Source organism: Sporolactobacillus nakayamae (genome assembly GCF_900113325.1).
Classification (GTDB): domain Bacteria; phylum Bacillota; class Bacilli; order Bacillales; family Sporolactobacillaceae; genus Sporolactobacillus; species Sporolactobacillus nakayamae.
The window spans coordinates 63,525-80,647 of sequence record NZ_FOOY01000017.1 but is presented as its reverse complement, the minus strand read 5'-3'; the positions used below and the strand labels follow the sequence as shown (position 1 = coordinate 80,647).

Here is a 17,123-nt window from a genome sequence, read left to right as displayed (position 1 = left end):
AACTGAGCCGCACTGATGGACGAAAAGCCGATTGCTTCTTGTAGCTTATCATCCAAAACACGAGTTGAGAGTGAATGCAGACTGTCTTCTTGGTGAAGATGTGCGTATAAGAAAAGCAAGATATAGGCTTTAGTTGTCAGCTTTTTTACGTATTTATCGCTTTGTTTTTCCTTGACCGTTTGGTCAAGTTGTTGAAAATTAATTGGATGTAACCATTGTTTAAATGAAGAGAATTGTGTATCCTTATCCATGCGTAGTCCTTTATTTTTGGATTTGGATAGGAATCACCTATTCTTCCATTATAAAGGATTATTTTGTTTGGAAACCACTATATTTTTGAACATTCATAGTATTATGAATGATTAGAAATAATTAACGCAACGCTAGTATAAATATATATGTAAAAAAAAGGGCTTATATAAGCCCCTTGAGTGGGTCGTGCTCGTCTATTGCATCTTGTAGCTCGTTCTGGAAGTAACCTATATATTTTTCTGTCATATCTATGCGGCTATGTCTTGCTAGGAGTTGAGCTTCTCTGAGGTTTGCTCCTCCCTTGAGAAGCCCCTTAATAAATGCGTTTCTCATACCGTGACAGCAGAACGTACCTTCAATACCTGCTCGCTCGCGTACTCTATTGAACATGAGCCGTAAACCGTTCCTTGTCAGTCTGCGCCCCTCACGAGTGCAGAACAGCGGTTCGGGGAGGTGTTTTTCTGCGAAAATTTGTCTCTCATATTCTTGCCATTCCTGCAATTCGCGAGCGACTCTTTCGGAAAGAGGGACTGAGCTAAATTTTCGAGCTTTTGTCTTTCTCAATATAATAAGCCCAGAGCTATCTATATCCGAGCGGTTGAGTTGGCAAAGCTCGTTAGCTCTTAGCCCAGTACCTATGAGGAAAACAATAATAGCGTGGTTCCGGACAGCGTAGAAGTCGTCCTCACGGCGCTTTATTCTCCGTAAGTGTCTTAGAGCCAGTCTAATGTCTGTTTCTTTTACAATTCGTGTCTCGCTGTCTGATATAACCATCTTCAAGTTTTCAGCCATATAGCCCTCTGTCAAGCCTTCATCTTGCAACCAATGACAAAAAGCTCTAATGAGTTTTAACTTAGTATTAATGCTTTTGGGTTTGTTGTTGCGGACCTCTGTGCAGTGTCTTAAATATAGTTTAAAAACGCGGGGAGTGAGTTGATCTACATGCTCAATTTTGTTTTCTTCAAGCCATTTTCCTAAAGTGAGCCAAACTCCATAATAACTCTGTAATGAGTTGTTTGTCAATCCCTCATACTTCTTATCTTGTAACATTTCCTTCCATGCCATACTAATTAACATACTAAAAAACCCCCTATCAGAATTATCTAAATAACTCATGATAAGCGGTCTAAAAATACATAAAAGTAGGTCTGTCAGAGAACGCTGTGCAGGTTTTCACTCTTTATTGATTGAAAATCCTATCACAGCGCGGTTAGTGGAGCATAGGGGGATCGAACCCCTGACCTCTGCCATGCGAAGGCAACGCTCTCCCAGCTGAGCTAATGCCCCATAAAAGGCCACGACAAAGATTATACTGCTCAAAGAAAATTTGGTCAACCCTAAAATCTAGTGATGCAAATTTTTGAAAAAAATGAGAAATTTGATTTTAATATGTTACTTTTTCTAACATTAGAGTTATAATCGTCAATGAAATTATTTTCCGAATCCATAAGAGGAGACGTTGGTAGTGAGTATTTTCAAAACAAAACCGATTGCAAGCTTGATTGCAGAAACAGAGGGCAAACAAGGACTGAAAAAGGCACTGGGACCATTTGATCTAACCATGCTTGGCATCGGCTGCATTATTGGTACCGGAATTTTTGTTCTTACAGGGGTTGCTGCGGCAGATTTGACCGGCCCCGCACTCGTGCTTTCATTTATTTTTTCCGGATTAGCCTGCTGTTTCGCAGCACTCTGTTATGCGGAATTTGCATCGATGATTCCTGTTGCGGGCAGTGCGTATACTTATGGTTACGCCGGACTGGGAGAAATTTGGGGCTGGATTATTGGCTGGGATTTGATCTTGGAATATGCGGTTGGTATTGCGACTGTTGCAATTGGATGGTCAGGTTATGCCGTCAATTTACTGAATAATATGGGGATTCACTTACCAAAAGCCATTGTCAGTTCACCGATGGAAGGTGGCGTGATTAATATTCCGGCCATGCTGATCATCGGGTTGATCGCTTGGCTGCTGATCAGTGGTGTAAGAAATACATCGGGCGTAAATGGTGTGATCGTCATCATTAAAGTCGCTGTTGTTTTACTTTTCATTGTGCTTGCTGTGTGGCACGTCAAACCGGGCAACTGGACACCGTTTATGCCATTCGGTTTTAAAGGTGTTATTTCCGGTGCGGCCGTTGTGTTCTTTTCTTATATTGGGTTTGATGCCGTGTCAACAGCTGCAGAAGAGACACGAAACCCTCAGAAAGACATGCCTAAGGGGATTATTTATTCACTGTTGATTTGCACAGTGCTTTATATAGCGGTTTCAGCAATATTAACCGGAATTGTCAAATATACAGCGTATCAGACAACAGCAGGTCATAATGCGCCAGTAGCTTACGCTCTTGATCTGATTGGCATTCACTGGGGTGCGGCACTGGTATCCGTTGGCGCAATTTGCGGAATCACTTCCGTATGTCTTGTGCTGATGTACGGACAGTCTCGAATATTTTTTGCAATGGCAAGAGACGGATTGATCCCGAAGGTACTTGGCGGGGTCAGTAAAAAACATCAGACACCGGCTGTTTCAACAATCATTGTCGCATCGGTCTGCGCGTTGACCGCAGGTTTCTTCCCAATCAGTATTGTTTCCGAACTGGTCAGCATTGGTACGCTGATTGCATTCATTATCGTCTGCGCCGGCACAATCGTTCTCCGTTACAAACGCAAAGATCTGAAACGCGCGTTTAAGGCACCATTTTTTCCTGTGACACCTATTTTAGGCATCTTTTCCTGTGCTTATTTAATAACTGGACTGCAGCCGGCAACTTGGATTCGGTTTGTTGTGTGGTTTATACTTGGAATTATTGTCTATTGTGCATACAGTTATAAACACAGTGCACTTCGGAAGGATCGTGTACCGGAATCAGGCGAGAAAGTGTAATTGAAAAGAAGAAAAGTTTTTTGCATCCTTTTTTTGTGAATCTCCGTACATTTTACATGTGTCGGAGATTTTTTTCGTCGTCTAAAGATCCGCTAATAACCCAATCTTGTCAAAAATTTTCGTAAAATAACGTGTCATTTGTATTTTTTGTTAATGTGTTAAGAGATATTGCAAAGACTACATAGTAGAGGTTAAATGGAATTGGAAAGGTGGAGGACGAATGGACAGAGAAATGCTTTACAAGCGCTTGTTTCAAGTCGCTTATTTTGTCATCGGCGCTGCGATCGTCGGACTTCTCGTCTATTTCTTTGTTCTTCTGATTGGCAACCATTACACGGATGACGAGAAACTTGTGATGAGCAGGACTTCGGTGGTGGTCGATGAACAGGGGCGTGAACTCTCAAGGCTCTATGCGGAGAATCGCGATCCGGTTTCACTGAAAAAGATTCCGAAACAGGTACAGAATGCATTCGTGGTAACGGAGGATCTGCGGTTTTACCAGCATTCCGGCATTGATCTGCGCGGAGTTATGCGCGCACTCGTGACTGATATTATGGCCGGTGATAAAGCAGAAGGCGCTAGTACAATTACTCAGCAGCTGGCGAGAAACGCTTATTTGTCTAATGAGAAAACATGGTTTCGAAAATTTAAGGAGGCGGCGATTGCCGTCAGCCTTGAACGAAAATACAGCAAGAAACAGATTCTGGAAATGTATTTGAATCAAGTTTATTTCGGTCATGGCATTTACGGCGTTCAAATGGCATCTGAATTTTTCTTTAATAAGGATGTCGGGCAATTAACTGAAGATGAAGGAGCGCTTCTGGCCGCACTTCCAAAAGGACCGAATGGCTATTCACCAATTATGCATCCGAAAAAAGCCCTTGAACGCCGCAATCTCGTACTTACGCTGCTTCAGAAACATGACTATTTGTCAGCAGAGCAATCAGTACGCCTGAAGGGAAAAACACTTGGACTTAATGTGCATAAGATTCAAACGCATCCGGAGTATGACTCCTATATGGATCTGGTGAAGGAAGAGGCGGCAAAAAAGTATCATATCGGAGCGGAGGACTTAATTCGTGGCGGCTATAAAATCGTCGTTCCGATGAGTAAAGAAGCACAAAGCGCTTCTTATAATGCGTTTAAGAACAATGTATATTTTCAAGGGAGCAATCCGAACCAATCACCGGAAGGCGCATTTGTGCTGATGAGTAAAAATGGCGGCGTGCTCGCGGCTCAAGGTGGACGCAATTATGTTCGCGGCAGCTATAATCGGGTTAATGACAAGAGACAGCCGGGATCTTCCTTTAAGCCGCTTGCTGTATATGGGCCGGCACTTGATTCTGGGGGCTACCAGCCTTATTCTATGCTCCAAGATAAGAAAGTCAGCTATGGTGATTACAAGCCAACGAACTACAACGGCCGTTACAATGGCGAAATGACTATGTATGATGCCATAACTGTCTCACAGAACGCTCCAGCGGTCTGGTTGCTTGACCAGATTGGTATTTCAAAAAGTAAAAGTTATTTATCGAAAATGGGGATTGATTTACCGGATAACGGATTGGCGATCGCACTTGGTGGGTTGAGCAAGGGTGTATCCCCGTTGCAGATGGCTTCTGCGTACACAGCTTTTGACAACAACGGCAGTCAATCCCAGTCTTACTTTATTCAGGCAATCTATGACCATAACGGAAAGAAGATTGGCGAGGCGAAACCCAAATCAAAGAAAATCTTTTCTAAACAGACCGCTTGGTATATGACACGGATGCTGCAATCCGTGATGAAAAACGGAACGGGGCAGGCCGGTTACAGTCAAGCTGCTCTTGCGGGGAAAACCGGATCGACCGCATATACCAAGAATGGATTGCGTGACGCTTGGTTTGTCGGCTACACCCCGGATGTGGTAGGATCGGTGTGGCTTGGGTATGATCAGACGAACAAGGATCAGTATTTAACCGGATCAAGTAATGACGCAGTACGTCTGTTTAAGACGGTGATCAACAGCATGCCGAACGAAAGCAGGCTAGCGTTTGAAAAGCCAAGTGACGTATCCGACCTTGACGAGCCGATTCGGTTGGCGGCGGTTACGCAATTAAGCGCGAAAGGCGTACTTGGCAAATATGCGTTACCTGCATTGCAGCTCACTTGGAATGCGGGCTCTGACGACCGGATCGTTTATCGTGTTTACTCCGAACTTGACGGAAAGCGGACCTTAAAAGGCGAAGTGAAAGGTAAGAACACATTCCGCATCAACTTTGTTAATCCGATGGGCAAAGAGAATTACTACGTGGTTCCCTATAATACTCAGACTGATAAGACCGGCAATGCTTCCCCGTCGGTTGAAATCAATTGGTTTTCACAGCTTTGATTCTGTTTCAAATAATGAAACTATAACGGCACACCCTCGACAGGTGTGCCTCTTTCTCGTTATTCTCGGTGAAAAGTTATAGAATAGAACATGTTTGGATTGCCTGTATCTTTTTTACATACAAAAGTCGATCAGTTGATAATGTAATTTATTGAGAGGTGCTGGAAAGATGGTTACGAAAAAGATAGGATTACTCGTTATGGCGTATGGAACGCCATATCAAAAAGAAGATATCAGTTCTTATTATACAGCCATTCGCCATGGCAGAAAGCCAAGCGATGAGCAGATCGCTGATCTTGAACGTCGCTATGAGGCAATCGGGGGCTTGTCTCCTTTGGCGAAGCTGACTCGTCAGCAGGCTGATGCGCTTGCTGAACGGCTGAATATGATTCAACCTGAATACGAATTTCATGCTTATCTCGGATTGAAATACATTCACCCGTTTATTGAAGACGCCGTGCAGGCGATGCATGATGACGGCATCGAGCACGCTGTATCATTAGCGCTTGCACCGCACTACTCCCGCTTTAGTGTTCAATCGTATATTGACCGCGCACAGTCTAAAGCTGAAGAACTAGGCGGTATCAGCATAACTTCATTAAAGAGCTGGTTTGATCAACCTGGATTTATAGCATTTTGGCAGAAAGCCATTCAATCGTCGCTCGTTGGAATTCCTGAAAATGAACGTGATCAGACAGTCGTTCTGTTCACCGCACACAGCCTCCCAGAGAAAATTCTGAAGAACGGAGACCCGTACCCGGATCAAATTCACGAGACAGCGCAAAGAATTGCTGCAAAATCAGGAATTGAGCATTATGCGCAAGCATGGCAAAGCGCAGGCAAAACCGGTGATCCATGGCTCGGACCCGATGTGCTTGATCAGATCCGCATTCTTTATCAGAACAGCGGATATAAACACTTTATTTTCTGTCCGATTGGTTTTGTGTCCGAACATCTGGAAGTGCTCTATGACAATGATCAGGAATGCCGCAAACTTGTCGAATCTCTGGGTGCCAGCTATCATCGCCCGCAGATGCCCGATACCGATCCGACATTCATCGACGCTCTCGCTTCAGCAGTTTTGCATGCGTGCGAGGAACAAGCAACGCTGAGCAAGTAAGAGTGATTCGTTCTTGTCACTTCATCAAATACGTGATAACATTATTTTTGAACAAAATGACTAGTTTGTTCATTTGGTCATTATTTGGAAATGGTGATAAACATGGCTGTTGACCGTAAAGAGAATATTATTGTTGCCGCGGAAAGAACCTTCGCTTCATTCGGTTATAAGGCGACAACAATGGATTTGGTTGCACGTCTTGCCGATGTCGGCAAAGGAACGATTTATACTTTTTTTAAAAATAAAGAAGAATTATTCTATGAGATTATGAATCAGTTTATCTTTAAGATAAAAAAAGTAGCGCAAAATGCCATTCATGATGAAGATAATTTTTTCATCAATCTGCATCGAGCTCTTTATTCAATGCTTGAGATGCGCAAAGAACATCAACTGACGATTAAGTTGACTCAGGAACTCCGAGAAGTCGGAACCGCACAGGCGAAACAAGCTTTGGACACTATTGAGGACGCGATTCTTGGATTTATGGAGGAATACATCAGGAAATCGGTCGTGAAAAGAGAGGTCAAGGATTGCGATCCAAGGGTGACCGCGTTCGTTATTTTCCGCCTCTACATCGCCCTTGTGTTCGACTGGGAACAGCGTCATGAGCCACTTACCAGCAAAGAAATTGCCGAACTTTTTGATCTGTATTTAGTTCAGGGATTAAAAAAATGATGGTTTCGACCGTTATTTTTTTAATAATAAATGACCAAATGACCGAATTGGTCAAAAAGGATTGATTAGACGCATCGTCTGGGTTTAATGAATTAGAGAAGGTGGGTATTTTATGAATGTGATTCACTTAATTGTCGCGGAACTCAAAGCAATTGTCGCGAAACCGCATAATATTGTCGTCATGGTTGCGGTCATGTGTGTTCCGCTCCTCTATGCAGGTATGTTTCTGTACGGGTTCTGGGACGCATTTGGGAAGACGGGCAATCTTCCCGTGGCTGTTGTCAATCAGGACAATGGGGCGGTCATATCAGGCAAACAGCTCAATGCAGGAGCAGATCTGGTAGAAAAACTAAAGAAGAACAATGATTTTGATTGGCAGTTTGTCAGTGCGAAGCAAGCAGAGGACGGATTCAAGAATAACCACTATTTTATGACGGTGCGCATTCCAGCTACTTTTTCATTGAATGCGACCACGCTTGCAGACAATCAGTTGAAACCGGCGAATTTACATTACCGAATTAATGCGGATTATAACTTTATCGCTTCTCGTATGGCTGACGCGGGTGTCAAACAGTTGAAAACGCGTGTATCAAACGAGATTACAAAAACCTATGCAAAATCCATGTATGCCCAACTCGACAAGTTGACGGATGGTTTAAGTGATGCCGCCAAGGGATCAAATAAGCTGGCTAAGGGAAGCAAAAAGGAAGTCGCCGGGTTAAAGACGTTGAAGAACGGGTTTAAAACGCTTATGAACGGCACCAGTCAGCTGTCAGACGGTTCAGCGAAGCTTGCTGATGGGGCAGATGCGCTGAGTGATGGTGCTCAAAATTTGAGTGACGGCGTGCACAAGTATACGGGTGCTGTTAGTAATCAAATTGTACCAGGATCCACTCAATTAGCATTTGGACTAAATCAATTAAACAATGGTATTCAAAAACAAAAATTAGGATCGAATATTAACACCTTGAATAACGGCATGCAGGAATTCTATTCGATTATTGAAGGGTTGCCGAATCAGATTAATAGCTCTATTAATCCTGCAGCAATAGGACAAGAAGCAAAACAGCAAATTACAGGAAATAAAAGCACTATTGAAAAATCGGCCCAACAGCAGATTTCTAGTAATCAATCGGAAATAGAAAATAGTGCTAATCAACAAATTACTGGCAGTAAAACTACCATTGAAAATAGTGCGCTTCAGCAGGTATCTAATAATAAAAAATCAATAGAAAATGCAGCAAAGCAGCAAATTAGCGATCAACAAACTGCCATTGAATCAGGTGCATTGAAAGCTCTAAATGATCAAGGTGTTGATATCGACAAAGAACTTAGTAATCAATTGGAACCATTAGTAGAATCAATTGTTGTTGCTGTAAATCCTTCACTAAATGGAAATGAAGCAGCAATTAAAGGAATTACAGACAAAATATTAGAGAATGGACAAACTAAAAATAGTTTGAATTCATTATCTCAATCTTTTACCGATGCTATTAAAAAAACTGCTGTTGGTACTGCCCAACAAATTGCGCCAAATGTAGCATATGACACTGCGCAACAAATCGCATCACAAACAGCATACTCAACTGCGCAACAAATTGCTCCTAATGTTGCGTTTTCAACCGCACAGCAGATCGCACCGCAAACAGCGTATTCAACTGCTCAACAAGTAGCTCAACAAACGGCATCAAGTACCGCTGCTCAAATTAAATCTGGTGTTGTAGGTAGCATGCAGCAGAAAGATCCGAAAACCGGTCAAACATTGACTTCTGCGGCACGACATTTGACTGATGGAACTTCGCAATTAGCTGGAAATAACGGCATCCCGCTTATTATTTCGAGTGTAAATCAAGCAACTCAGGGTGCACAGACATTAAATAGCGGATTAAATCAGCTGAATAATAATTCTGGAAGTTTGGCTAATGGAGCATCAACACTGGCAGGCAGCACAGGAACATTAGCGAATGGTGCACAATCATTAGCAAGTGGAGCAAATCAGCTGACAAGTGGTACGAAACAATTGTCCGATGGCACTAACAAGCTGTCAGACGGCGCACAGCAGATTTACTCAGGCAACACGAAGCTTGGCACGAGTCTATCGGATGCGCATAGTGAGCTGGCGAAGACGCCGACAAACAGCGCACACGCGACGAAGTTCGCAGAGCCGGTAACATCAATAGACAGCTCGAACCAGTCGGTTGACACATTTGGTTCCGGATTCGCCCCCTATTTTATTTCTCTTGGACTTTATGTCGGGGCATTGCTTCTGACGATTATCTATGATCTTGGCAAGCCGGCCGGATTGGCAACCTCCGGGTGGAATATCGCGCTTAGTAAATTCTTCATTACAATCCTAATGTCGGTCGGTCAGGCGCTTCTCATAGACTTTGTTGTCTTGAAAGGCCTCGGGCTTCAAGTGGACCATACATGGACGTTCGTTGGCTTCACAATATTAACCAGCATGAGTTACATGGCAATTATTCAATGGCTGGCAGGATCATTTAACAATGAGGGACGCTTCGCCGCGATTGTGATTCTAATCTTCCAGCTTGTGACGAGCGGTGGCGCGTATGCCATTGAGTTGATTCCGAAATGGTTGCAGTCTGCGTCGCATGTTTTGCCGATGACCTATAGTGTTAATGGGCTCCGCAATATCATTGATGGTCATCAGCATCAAATGCTGGTTGGTAATTCATTGATTTTGCTGCTCTTTATCATCGTCGCTTTGAGTTTAAGCATGATCACATTCTCGATTAAATTTCGCCATACTCATAAAATGATCAAAGCAAATAATTATGAAGGAACTCCAGTAGAATAACAAAAGACACTCAGACTGATTTTAGTCTGAGTGTCTTTTTCTTAATTTGTTTGTTAAATATTCTCGGTTCTTCCAATATAAGCAATTTTGAACATACCATTTTCGAAGACAACCTTGGTCACACTTGTGTTTTCAATCGTTGACACATGTATTTTTTCTTCGGACAACATATAAATAAGGCAAGCGATATAAAGGCCGTGGCTGACGGCGAGAATTGTTTCTTCCTCACAGTGGGCGAAGGTGCTGAGAATAGCACGAATACGTGTTTTAACATCCTCATAGTTTTCCGCTAGTTCGGTTGTATCCAGTCTTTTCAATGCATCCAGTGCATTGATTTTCAACTCATCCGGTGAGTCGCCGCGGAGTTCAGGGTCTCCTTTTTCTTTACCGACGGCTTCCCACATCAGGTCATTCGGATCACCTTCAAATTTTCCGAAACTGACTTCGCGCAGGTTCTTGGTTTCAATAGGTGTGAGATCCTGATTTAAGGAATGATCAAGCACAAGTCTTGATGTTCGTCTTGTTCGCCCAAGATCACTTGTGTATGCTGCGTCAAATGATATATTTTGCGATTTAAAGAGCGCGCCAAGGTCAGCCGCCTTTTGTTCACCGATATCAGTAAGAGGTGTATCTGAGATGCCCTGTACTTTCCAAAGATGGTTGAATAATGTCCGTCCGTGTCTGACGAAATAAATGGTTTTCATGTGTATCCTCCCAATGGCAGTGTTTACAGCGATTGCGCATCGTTCATGTGAATCCAATCTATTTAAGATTATCTTAATAGGGCTATGCTTGTAAAGTAAGAGAATCAAAATTCCCTGTTTGTATCGGCTTACATCGTGCAGCTAGACGGAATTCGCGATGGGAATTAAGATTGAATAGAGAACGGGAATTTAAGTGAGAGGGGAATAGAAATGATCTATTTGAATAACCGCGATATGCTTGATCAAACGCTTAATTTCGCGCTTGAAGAGTATGCGCTAAAGCATTTATCAATTGACGAAACCTATTTAATGTTCTATCGAATGGCGCCAACGGTCATAGTGGGTCGCAACCAGAACACCATAGAAGAGGTGAATATGGATTATATAACGAAGCATGAGGTGACTGTGACTCGAAGACTTTCCGGAGGCGGAGCGGTGTATAACGATCCGGGAAATTTGAGCTTCAGCTTTATCGCAAAGGATGATGGCGACAGCTTTAACAACTATAGGAAATTCACCGAACCGGTGATTCGCGCACTTCAACATATGGGCGTAGACGCAAAGCTGGAAGGGCGCAATGACTTGACTGTCGATGGAAAGAAAATTTCTGGAAATGCTCAGTTCGTCACGCAAGGACGTATTTTTAGCCATGGGACCTTGCTCTTTGATGTGAACTTGGACAATGTTTCGAAAGCCTTGCATCCTGATAAGGCAAAATATGAGTCGAAAGGGATCAAGTCGGTCCGCAGCCGTGTAACGAATATCCGTGAACATTTGGCGGGAGATTTGGATATCCACGAATTTAAAGCGCAGCTGCTTCATTATATTTTCGAAGGAGAGGACCGTGTGCCGGAATACACACTGACCGATGAAGACTGGACGACTATTATCAATATTGCTAAGCGGCGCTATCGCAATTGGGAATGGGTCTATGGAAAATCACCGGAATTTAATGTTCAGAAAGCACAGCGTTTTGCCGGTGGCCGTGTTGATTTCCGCATGAATGTGAAAAAAGGTATTATTGAACAGCTATCTATTTTCGGTGACTTTTTTGGTGTCGGCGATGTTCATGAATTTGAAAAAGAGCTTATTGGGGTAAAATATGATCCGAATGTATTTTCTGAAAAACTGAAATCCGTTGACTGCCATAAGTACTTTGGAAAAATAGGAGACGAGGAATTACTCGCCGTACTTTTTTAACGTAGGTTCTAAATTGGGAGTATGCGGACTAACTTAATAATAGCCCGTCCTCGTATGATTAAAGACGGACAATCTTTGCTGATATGAGGGAGGAGGGTCCTTCTTGAAGAGAAAAAAAGTGATGTGGTGGTTTATCGCTTTATATACCATCTATCTTCTCACGATGGCTGCTTATTTTTTTGTTTGGTCAAAATCTGTGATTCCTGCAGACATGAAAGGGACAGCGGCTGATCCTTCACTATTCATGAACAAACATCAATTGGCGGAAAGCGGCGTGCTCAATGCATGGCGGCATTTTCTCTCATTTGCGACAATCCCGCTGGAATGGGGCGTGTATCTTTTTGTACTCATCGGTGGTCTGTCGCTTTGGTTAAAAAAATGTTCCGTGCGCATCTCTTCTTTATTCATTGTGCAGATGTTTCTTTGCTATGTCAGCCTGGCTTTGATTTCCGCGTTGGTGTTTCTGCCTGTTGAATTTGCTTCGTACCAACTGTCGGTTCACTACGGGATCTCTGTTCAGCCAATTCAGGACTGGCTGAAAGACCAAGGAATCAGCACGGCGATCAGCACGTTAATCGGCTTTATTATGATGACTGCTGTCGTTTTCTTGATCCGAAGGTATCCGAAGCGCTGGTGGTTTCCCGCGTGGCTGTTATCAATCCCGTTTGTTTTCTTTATGATGTACCTGCAGCCAGTAGTCATTGATCCGTTATACAACCATTTCCAAAGCCTTCAGGATGGTGAATTGAAGGCGGAGATTCTTCAGATGGCAGAAAAAGCGGGCATTCCGGCTCATAATGTCTATGAAGTGGACATGTCGAGCGAGACGAATGCGATGAATGCGTATGTTAACGGCATGGGGTCTCACTTACGCATTGTGCTTTGGGATACGACGGTGCATCGACTTAGTCACAAAGAGGTTCTATTTGTTATGGCACATGAAATGGGTCACTACGTCATGCATCACATTATTTGGGGCACGGCTGCGGCACTACTTGGACTGCTGCTCACTCTATGGATTGCGGCGAAAATCCATCTGTGGGCAAGCGTGCGATGGGGAGCAAAGTTGAATATGTCCCATCCGGGAGATCTAACCGCGCTGCCGATGCTGCTGCTGATTTTATCACTCCTATCCTTTGCGGGAGAACCTGTTCAAAATATGGTTTCTCGTGAATTCGAGCAGCAGGCGGATCAATACGCGATTGAAATGACACAAGACAAAAAGGCGGCCATTTCCTCATTTCAGAAACTGTCCGCATCCAGCCTCAGCGAAATGAATCCTCCAGCGCTTGTTAAATGGATTCAGTACGATCACCCAACCATGCTTGAGCGAATAAATTATTTAGAGCATGTGAAGACCAATAAGTAGTGTTGTTTGTATCGTGTAACAAAAATCGTATTTTTTCAAGAAGTCACTTCTCTTCCGACTGGATTATGCTAAACTAAATAGATGTTGAAAGCATTATATGAATAGAATGGGTTTTCTCATTACAGTTAAAGAATTGAGGCATTTATATGGCAAATGAGAAGAAGACAGTCGCGGTTTTATATGGCGGAAAATCTACGGAATATGAGATCTCGTTGCTTACGGCTTTTTCCGTAATTAACGCGATTGATTTAGACAAATATCGAGTACTTCCCGTCTACATTCAGCAGGATGGGCGATGGATCGCTGGTGATGAAATTAAAGGAAAATTGGCACACAAGGATCAGCTGCTGCTTCAGGAAAATGCTGTGGCTGAGTCTGCTGTGACGCACTGGCTTGCACCATCTGCTCCGGCAAACGCGCGTACACGGCCGGACATCGTTTTCCCGCTGCTCCATGGACCAAATGGAGAGGATGGGACAGTTCAAGGATTGTTTGAATTGCTCAATATTGCGTATGTCGGTTCCGGTGTCGCAGGTTCAAGCGTGGGGATGGATAAGGTATTGATGAAGGATGTCTTTGCGGCGTATGATATTCCCGGGCCAAATTATGTGTCCGTTTCACGTTTTGAATGGGAAAACGACGCACCAAAGATTATCCTTAAGGTGAAAAATTCAATTGGTTATCCATGTTTCATTAAACCGGCAAATGGTGGATCCAGTGTCGGCATCAGCAAATGTCTGAGTGAGCCTGAACTCTCCGCTGCGATAACTGAAGCGTTCCTTTTTGATACAAAGGTGATCATTGAAGAAGGAATAAGCGGACGTGAAGTGGAGATCGGCGTAATCGGCAATCATGAGCTGTCTGTATCTGTTCCAGGTGAGATCATTACAAAAAACGCAGCGTTCTATGATTACCAGTCTAAATATCAGGAAGGCAACAGTACCTTAGTCATTCCTGCTGATCTGACAGACAAGGTGAAGGCGGAGCTAGAGGAAACGGCGAAACGTGCTTTTGTCGCGTTAAACCTTTCCGGACTTGCGCGTGTTGATGTATTTATCCGAGAAAAGGATCAGAAAATTATTGTTAATGAAGTGAACACGATGCCGGGATTTACACAATTCAGCATGTTCCCGCTGCTTTGGCAGCACACAGGGCTTCCTTATCAGCAATTGATTGAGAAGCTTGTTGATCTTGGGTTGGAAAAGCATCGTGAAAAGCAGCAAATTCATTACCGGATTGATAATTAAGAAAATGTAACCAAAAAGGGAACACACTGATGACATAGGATCATCGGTGTGTTCCTTTTTCTTACACGGGTAAACGAGTTTAAGCGGTCCGGAAAAATAAAGGAGCTTCGACTAACGACGCTCACTCCCTATGAGCAACGTTGAAGCCGTCGCGTTCTGCGGAAGTGAGGATGGGCATGCCCTGCTTCTCTTCATCGCATAAATAGTAAAAAACCAGGCTCACCACGTTAGTTTCGGGAGAGTCTGGTTGATTCACTTACTGAAGGACGGTAATTGTCATCGTTCTGCGTCCAAAATTTAATGCCTGGTCACGAGAAGCAAAATGGACATCAATACGATTTCCCTTGATTGCTCCGCCTGTGTCACCGGCAATATAGACGCCATAACCAGGAATCATGACGCGCGCCCCAAGAGGAATAACACGGGGATCAACAGCAATCACTCGGGCATTCGGGTTACTGCTGAAATCAATTCCTGTGGCTGTTCGACCGCCAAGTGAATAACTGGTTGCTTCGACCGTAATCGATTGACCTGATTGAGTATTGGGAGCCGGTTGCGTGTTCGCAGGTTTGTAAGCAGTTTTGCTGACCTGCGGTTTTTTCGCCGCATCCGCTTTGGCGCGTTCAGCCGCTTTTTCTGCTGCAGCCTTTGCAGCTTTACGTGCAGCTTCTTCTGCAATTTTCTTAGCTTTATCTTCCGCAGCTTTACGCGCGCGCTCTTTCGCTTCTTTCTTTTCCTGAACTTTAATTTCAACAAGTCGTTCTTGATTTTCTTTTGCTTCATCGGTATGCCGGTAAACCGTGTAGAGCACGGTTTTTGTGTCCGAGCCGACGATGCCGTCATCTGCGCTTTTATGATCCGATTGATAGGTGTCAATTGCATCTATCGTCTGATCACCGATGACGCCGTCAACATCTCCGCCATAATAGCCAAGTTGTTTCAGCTCATTCTGGAGCCTCACAACTGCTTCGCCAGAATCACCTTGCTGAAGCAAACTGTTTCCGAAAATTATGTTGACCTCCTGGTTGTCTGGTTGACTTGCCGGAGTGTTCGCTGCAAACCCAATTGCATGAGTTGTTTGTTCAGGATCCTTACTTTTCATGATGTGACTATCATTTGTACTGTTCGTTTTGGCGAAAACAATGGTCGTTGGTGACAGCACACCCAGACACACGGTTAAACTCGTCATTGCAGTCAGTCTTTTAATGATATTCATTAAGTAAAAAACCTCCTTAGGTGATACAGCCGCGTGTATGATCCGTGGCTAACATCCAAGGGCTATTCTAAGCGTTGAATATATCAGGCATGTTTTAACAATATTACAGTTATGTAACACGAGATCAAGATTATTCATTTTGTCAATACCTTTTTCGCTAAAATACTCGGAATTTTTTATGGCTGTTACGGTAAATCAGGGAATATGTCCCATTAAAAATGACGGGATATGGGGGAACTTGTTTGGGACATTTAAATTTCACAGATTTTGCGACAAAGACTCTGTTCATCTATACTATTCATGAACGGTAAAAGCGAAGAAAAAATTAGAAAACTTGGTTTCGCCAAGCTTCTGGCGAGGGCGAAGACTTAGTTGCACGATGTAGTGCTTAATTATTCATATACTTTATTTCAGTGGAATTGCTCGCTAAAGTAGAGCGTATTTTGTGTGAAGGTCAATGAAAATGGGGGAGAACTATGGAATCAAAGAAGGCAAGAGAATCACTATCTGTAACTTCAGTTCATGTATTGCCCAATGACACAAATAATCATGGAACCTTTTTTGGTGGTAAATTGATGATGTACGTCGACAATATCGCAGCTATTGCTGCGACCCGTCATTCGAGAAGTTTAGTAGTTACAGCCTCAATTGATTCGGTGGATTTTTTGCAGCCGATATATGCCGGTTCTTCAGTGTGCTTGGAGGCTTTTGTTACATGGAGCCACAACACATCTATGGAGGTATTCGTCAAGATCATCGATGAAAATTTAAGAACAGGAGCGCGTCAATTGTGTACGACTTGTTTTCTAACGTTCGTCGCGATCGGTGATAACGGCAGGCCTGTGCCGGTACCGAAAGTGAGTCCTGAGAGTGAGGAAGAACAGCTTTTATTTGGAAGTGCAGAAAAGCGTTATTTGAGCCGTAGAGCACGAAGACAGGAAACAAAAAAATTTACGAAAAACCTGACGCTGAAGAAGCCATGGGAATAATCGCCCAGTGTCCACACCAAAATGAGTCGTTTGCATAAAATGAAGTGTTGGGTAAGGACACATGCTCAATAAATAACGAATGAGAGGCGAGTGGCGATATGGGTGCTCCAAGCGGCGGATACAGCGGCAGCTTTGCTTTAATCGTTGTTCTGTTTATTTTGTTGATTATTGTGGGTACAGCTTACGTATATTAAGGCTGGGTCGTACACTACGGACTATTGAAAAAAACACCCGCGGATATTGTTTCCGCGGGTGTTTTAATCGTGCTATTATTT

14 protein-coding genes and 1 tRNA gene are annotated in these 17,123 nt (G+C 43.4%); 10 read left to right on the top strand and 5 right to left on the bottom strand.

Annotated elements, in window-relative coordinates:
- The 3 genes from BM003_RS11975 to BM003_RS11965 form a co-directional block, all read right to left on the bottom strand.
- Window positions 1-251 (bottom strand): DUF4372 domain-containing protein (locus BM003_RS11975; protein ID WP_143128461.1); only part of this gene is annotated, 251 nt, incomplete at its 3' end.
- A 163-nt stretch (window positions 252-414) separates the two neighbouring features.
- Complete coding sequence (locus BM003_RS11970) at window positions 415-1,329, bottom strand: tyrosine-type recombinase/integrase (RefSeq protein WP_177184773.1); 915 nt, start codon at window positions 1,327-1,329, stop codon at window positions 415-417.
- 137 nt (window positions 1,330-1,466) lie between these two features.
- Window positions 1,467-1,539, bottom strand: a tRNA-Ala gene (locus tag BM003_RS11965).
- A 178-nt stretch (window positions 1,540-1,717) separates the two neighbouring features.
- On the opposite strand from BM003_RS11965, the gene BM003_RS11960 reads away from it, so the two are divergent.
- From BM003_RS11960 to BM003_RS11940, 5 genes are all read left to right on the top strand, one after another.
- Window positions 1,718-3,139: an amino acid permease gene (locus BM003_RS11960; protein WP_093673390.1), complete on the top strand. Its 1,422-nt coding sequence runs from the start codon at window positions 1,718-1,720 to the stop codon at window positions 3,137-3,139.
- A gap of 220 nt (window positions 3,140-3,359) precedes the next feature.
- Window positions 3,360-5,510: a transglycosylase domain-containing protein gene (locus tag BM003_RS11955; RefSeq protein WP_093673388.1), complete on the top strand. Its 2,151-nt coding sequence runs from the start codon at window positions 3,360-3,362 to the stop codon at window positions 5,508-5,510.
- Window positions 5,511-5,679: 169 nt separating this feature from the next.
- On the top strand, window positions 5,680-6,630 hold the full coding sequence (hemH, locus tag BM003_RS11950) for a ferrochelatase (RefSeq protein ID WP_093673386.1): 951 nt from the start codon (window positions 5,680-5,682) through the stop codon (window positions 6,628-6,630).
- 102 nt (window positions 6,631-6,732) lie between these two features.
- A complete protein-coding gene (locus BM003_RS11945) occupies window positions 6,733-7,305 on the top strand; it encodes a TetR/AcrR family transcriptional regulator (protein WP_093673384.1) in 573 nt (190 codons plus the stop codon).
- Window positions 7,306-7,417: 112 nt separating this feature from the next.
- Window positions 7,418-10,123 (top strand): YhgE/Pip domain-containing protein, encoded by a 2,706-nt coding sequence (locus BM003_RS11940; protein WP_093673382.1) that lies wholly within the window; start codon window positions 7,418-7,420, stop codon window positions 10,121-10,123.
- A gap of 53 nt (window positions 10,124-10,176) precedes the next feature.
- On the opposite strand, the gene BM003_RS11935 is transcribed toward BM003_RS11940, so the two are convergent.
- Window positions 10,177-10,827, bottom strand: a complete 651-nt coding sequence (locus BM003_RS11935; RefSeq protein WP_093673380.1) for a histidine phosphatase family protein — start codon at window positions 10,825-10,827, stop codon at window positions 10,177-10,179.
- 210 nt (window positions 10,828-11,037) lie between these two features.
- Between BM003_RS11935 and lplA the strand changes: the two genes are divergently transcribed.
- From lplA to BM003_RS11920, 3 genes are all read left to right on the top strand, one after another.
- Window positions 11,038-12,027 (top strand): lipoate--protein ligase, encoded by a 990-nt coding sequence (gene lplA / locus BM003_RS11930; RefSeq protein ID WP_093673378.1) that lies wholly within the window; start codon window positions 11,038-11,040, stop codon window positions 12,025-12,027.
- 103 nt (window positions 12,028-12,130) lie between these two features.
- The gene (locus tag BM003_RS11925; RefSeq protein ID WP_245734245.1) at window positions 12,131-13,396 is read left to right on the top strand and encodes a M48 family metallopeptidase; all 1,266 of its coding nucleotides are present in this window, start codon (window positions 12,131-12,133) and stop codon (window positions 13,394-13,396) included.
- Window positions 13,397-13,542: 146 nt separating this feature from the next.
- The gene (locus BM003_RS11920; RefSeq protein WP_093673376.1) at window positions 13,543-14,643 is read left to right on the top strand and encodes a D-alanine--D-alanine ligase; all 1,101 of its coding nucleotides are present in this window, start codon (window positions 13,543-13,545) and stop codon (window positions 14,641-14,643) included.
- A gap of 256 nt (window positions 14,644-14,899) precedes the next feature.
- Here BM003_RS11920 and BM003_RS11915 read toward each other — a convergent pair whose 3' ends face one another.
- Window positions 14,900-15,859, bottom strand: coding sequence for a 3D domain-containing protein (locus BM003_RS11915; protein ID WP_093673374.1), 960 nt, complete (start codon window positions 15,857-15,859; stop codon window positions 14,900-14,902).
- Between the two features lie 476 nt (window positions 15,860-16,335).
- On the opposite strand from BM003_RS11915, the gene BM003_RS11910 reads away from it, so the two are divergent.
- On the top strand, window positions 16,336-16,848 hold the full coding sequence (locus BM003_RS11910) for an acyl-CoA thioesterase (protein WP_093673372.1): 513 nt from the start codon (window positions 16,336-16,338) through the stop codon (window positions 16,846-16,848).
- Window positions 16,849-16,946: 98 nt separating this feature from the next.
- Complete coding sequence (locus BM003_RS11905; protein ID WP_093673370.1) at window positions 16,947-17,042, top strand: YjcZ family sporulation protein; 96 nt, start codon at window positions 16,947-16,949, stop codon at window positions 17,040-17,042.
- Window positions 17,043-17,123: the final 81 nt, after the last annotated feature.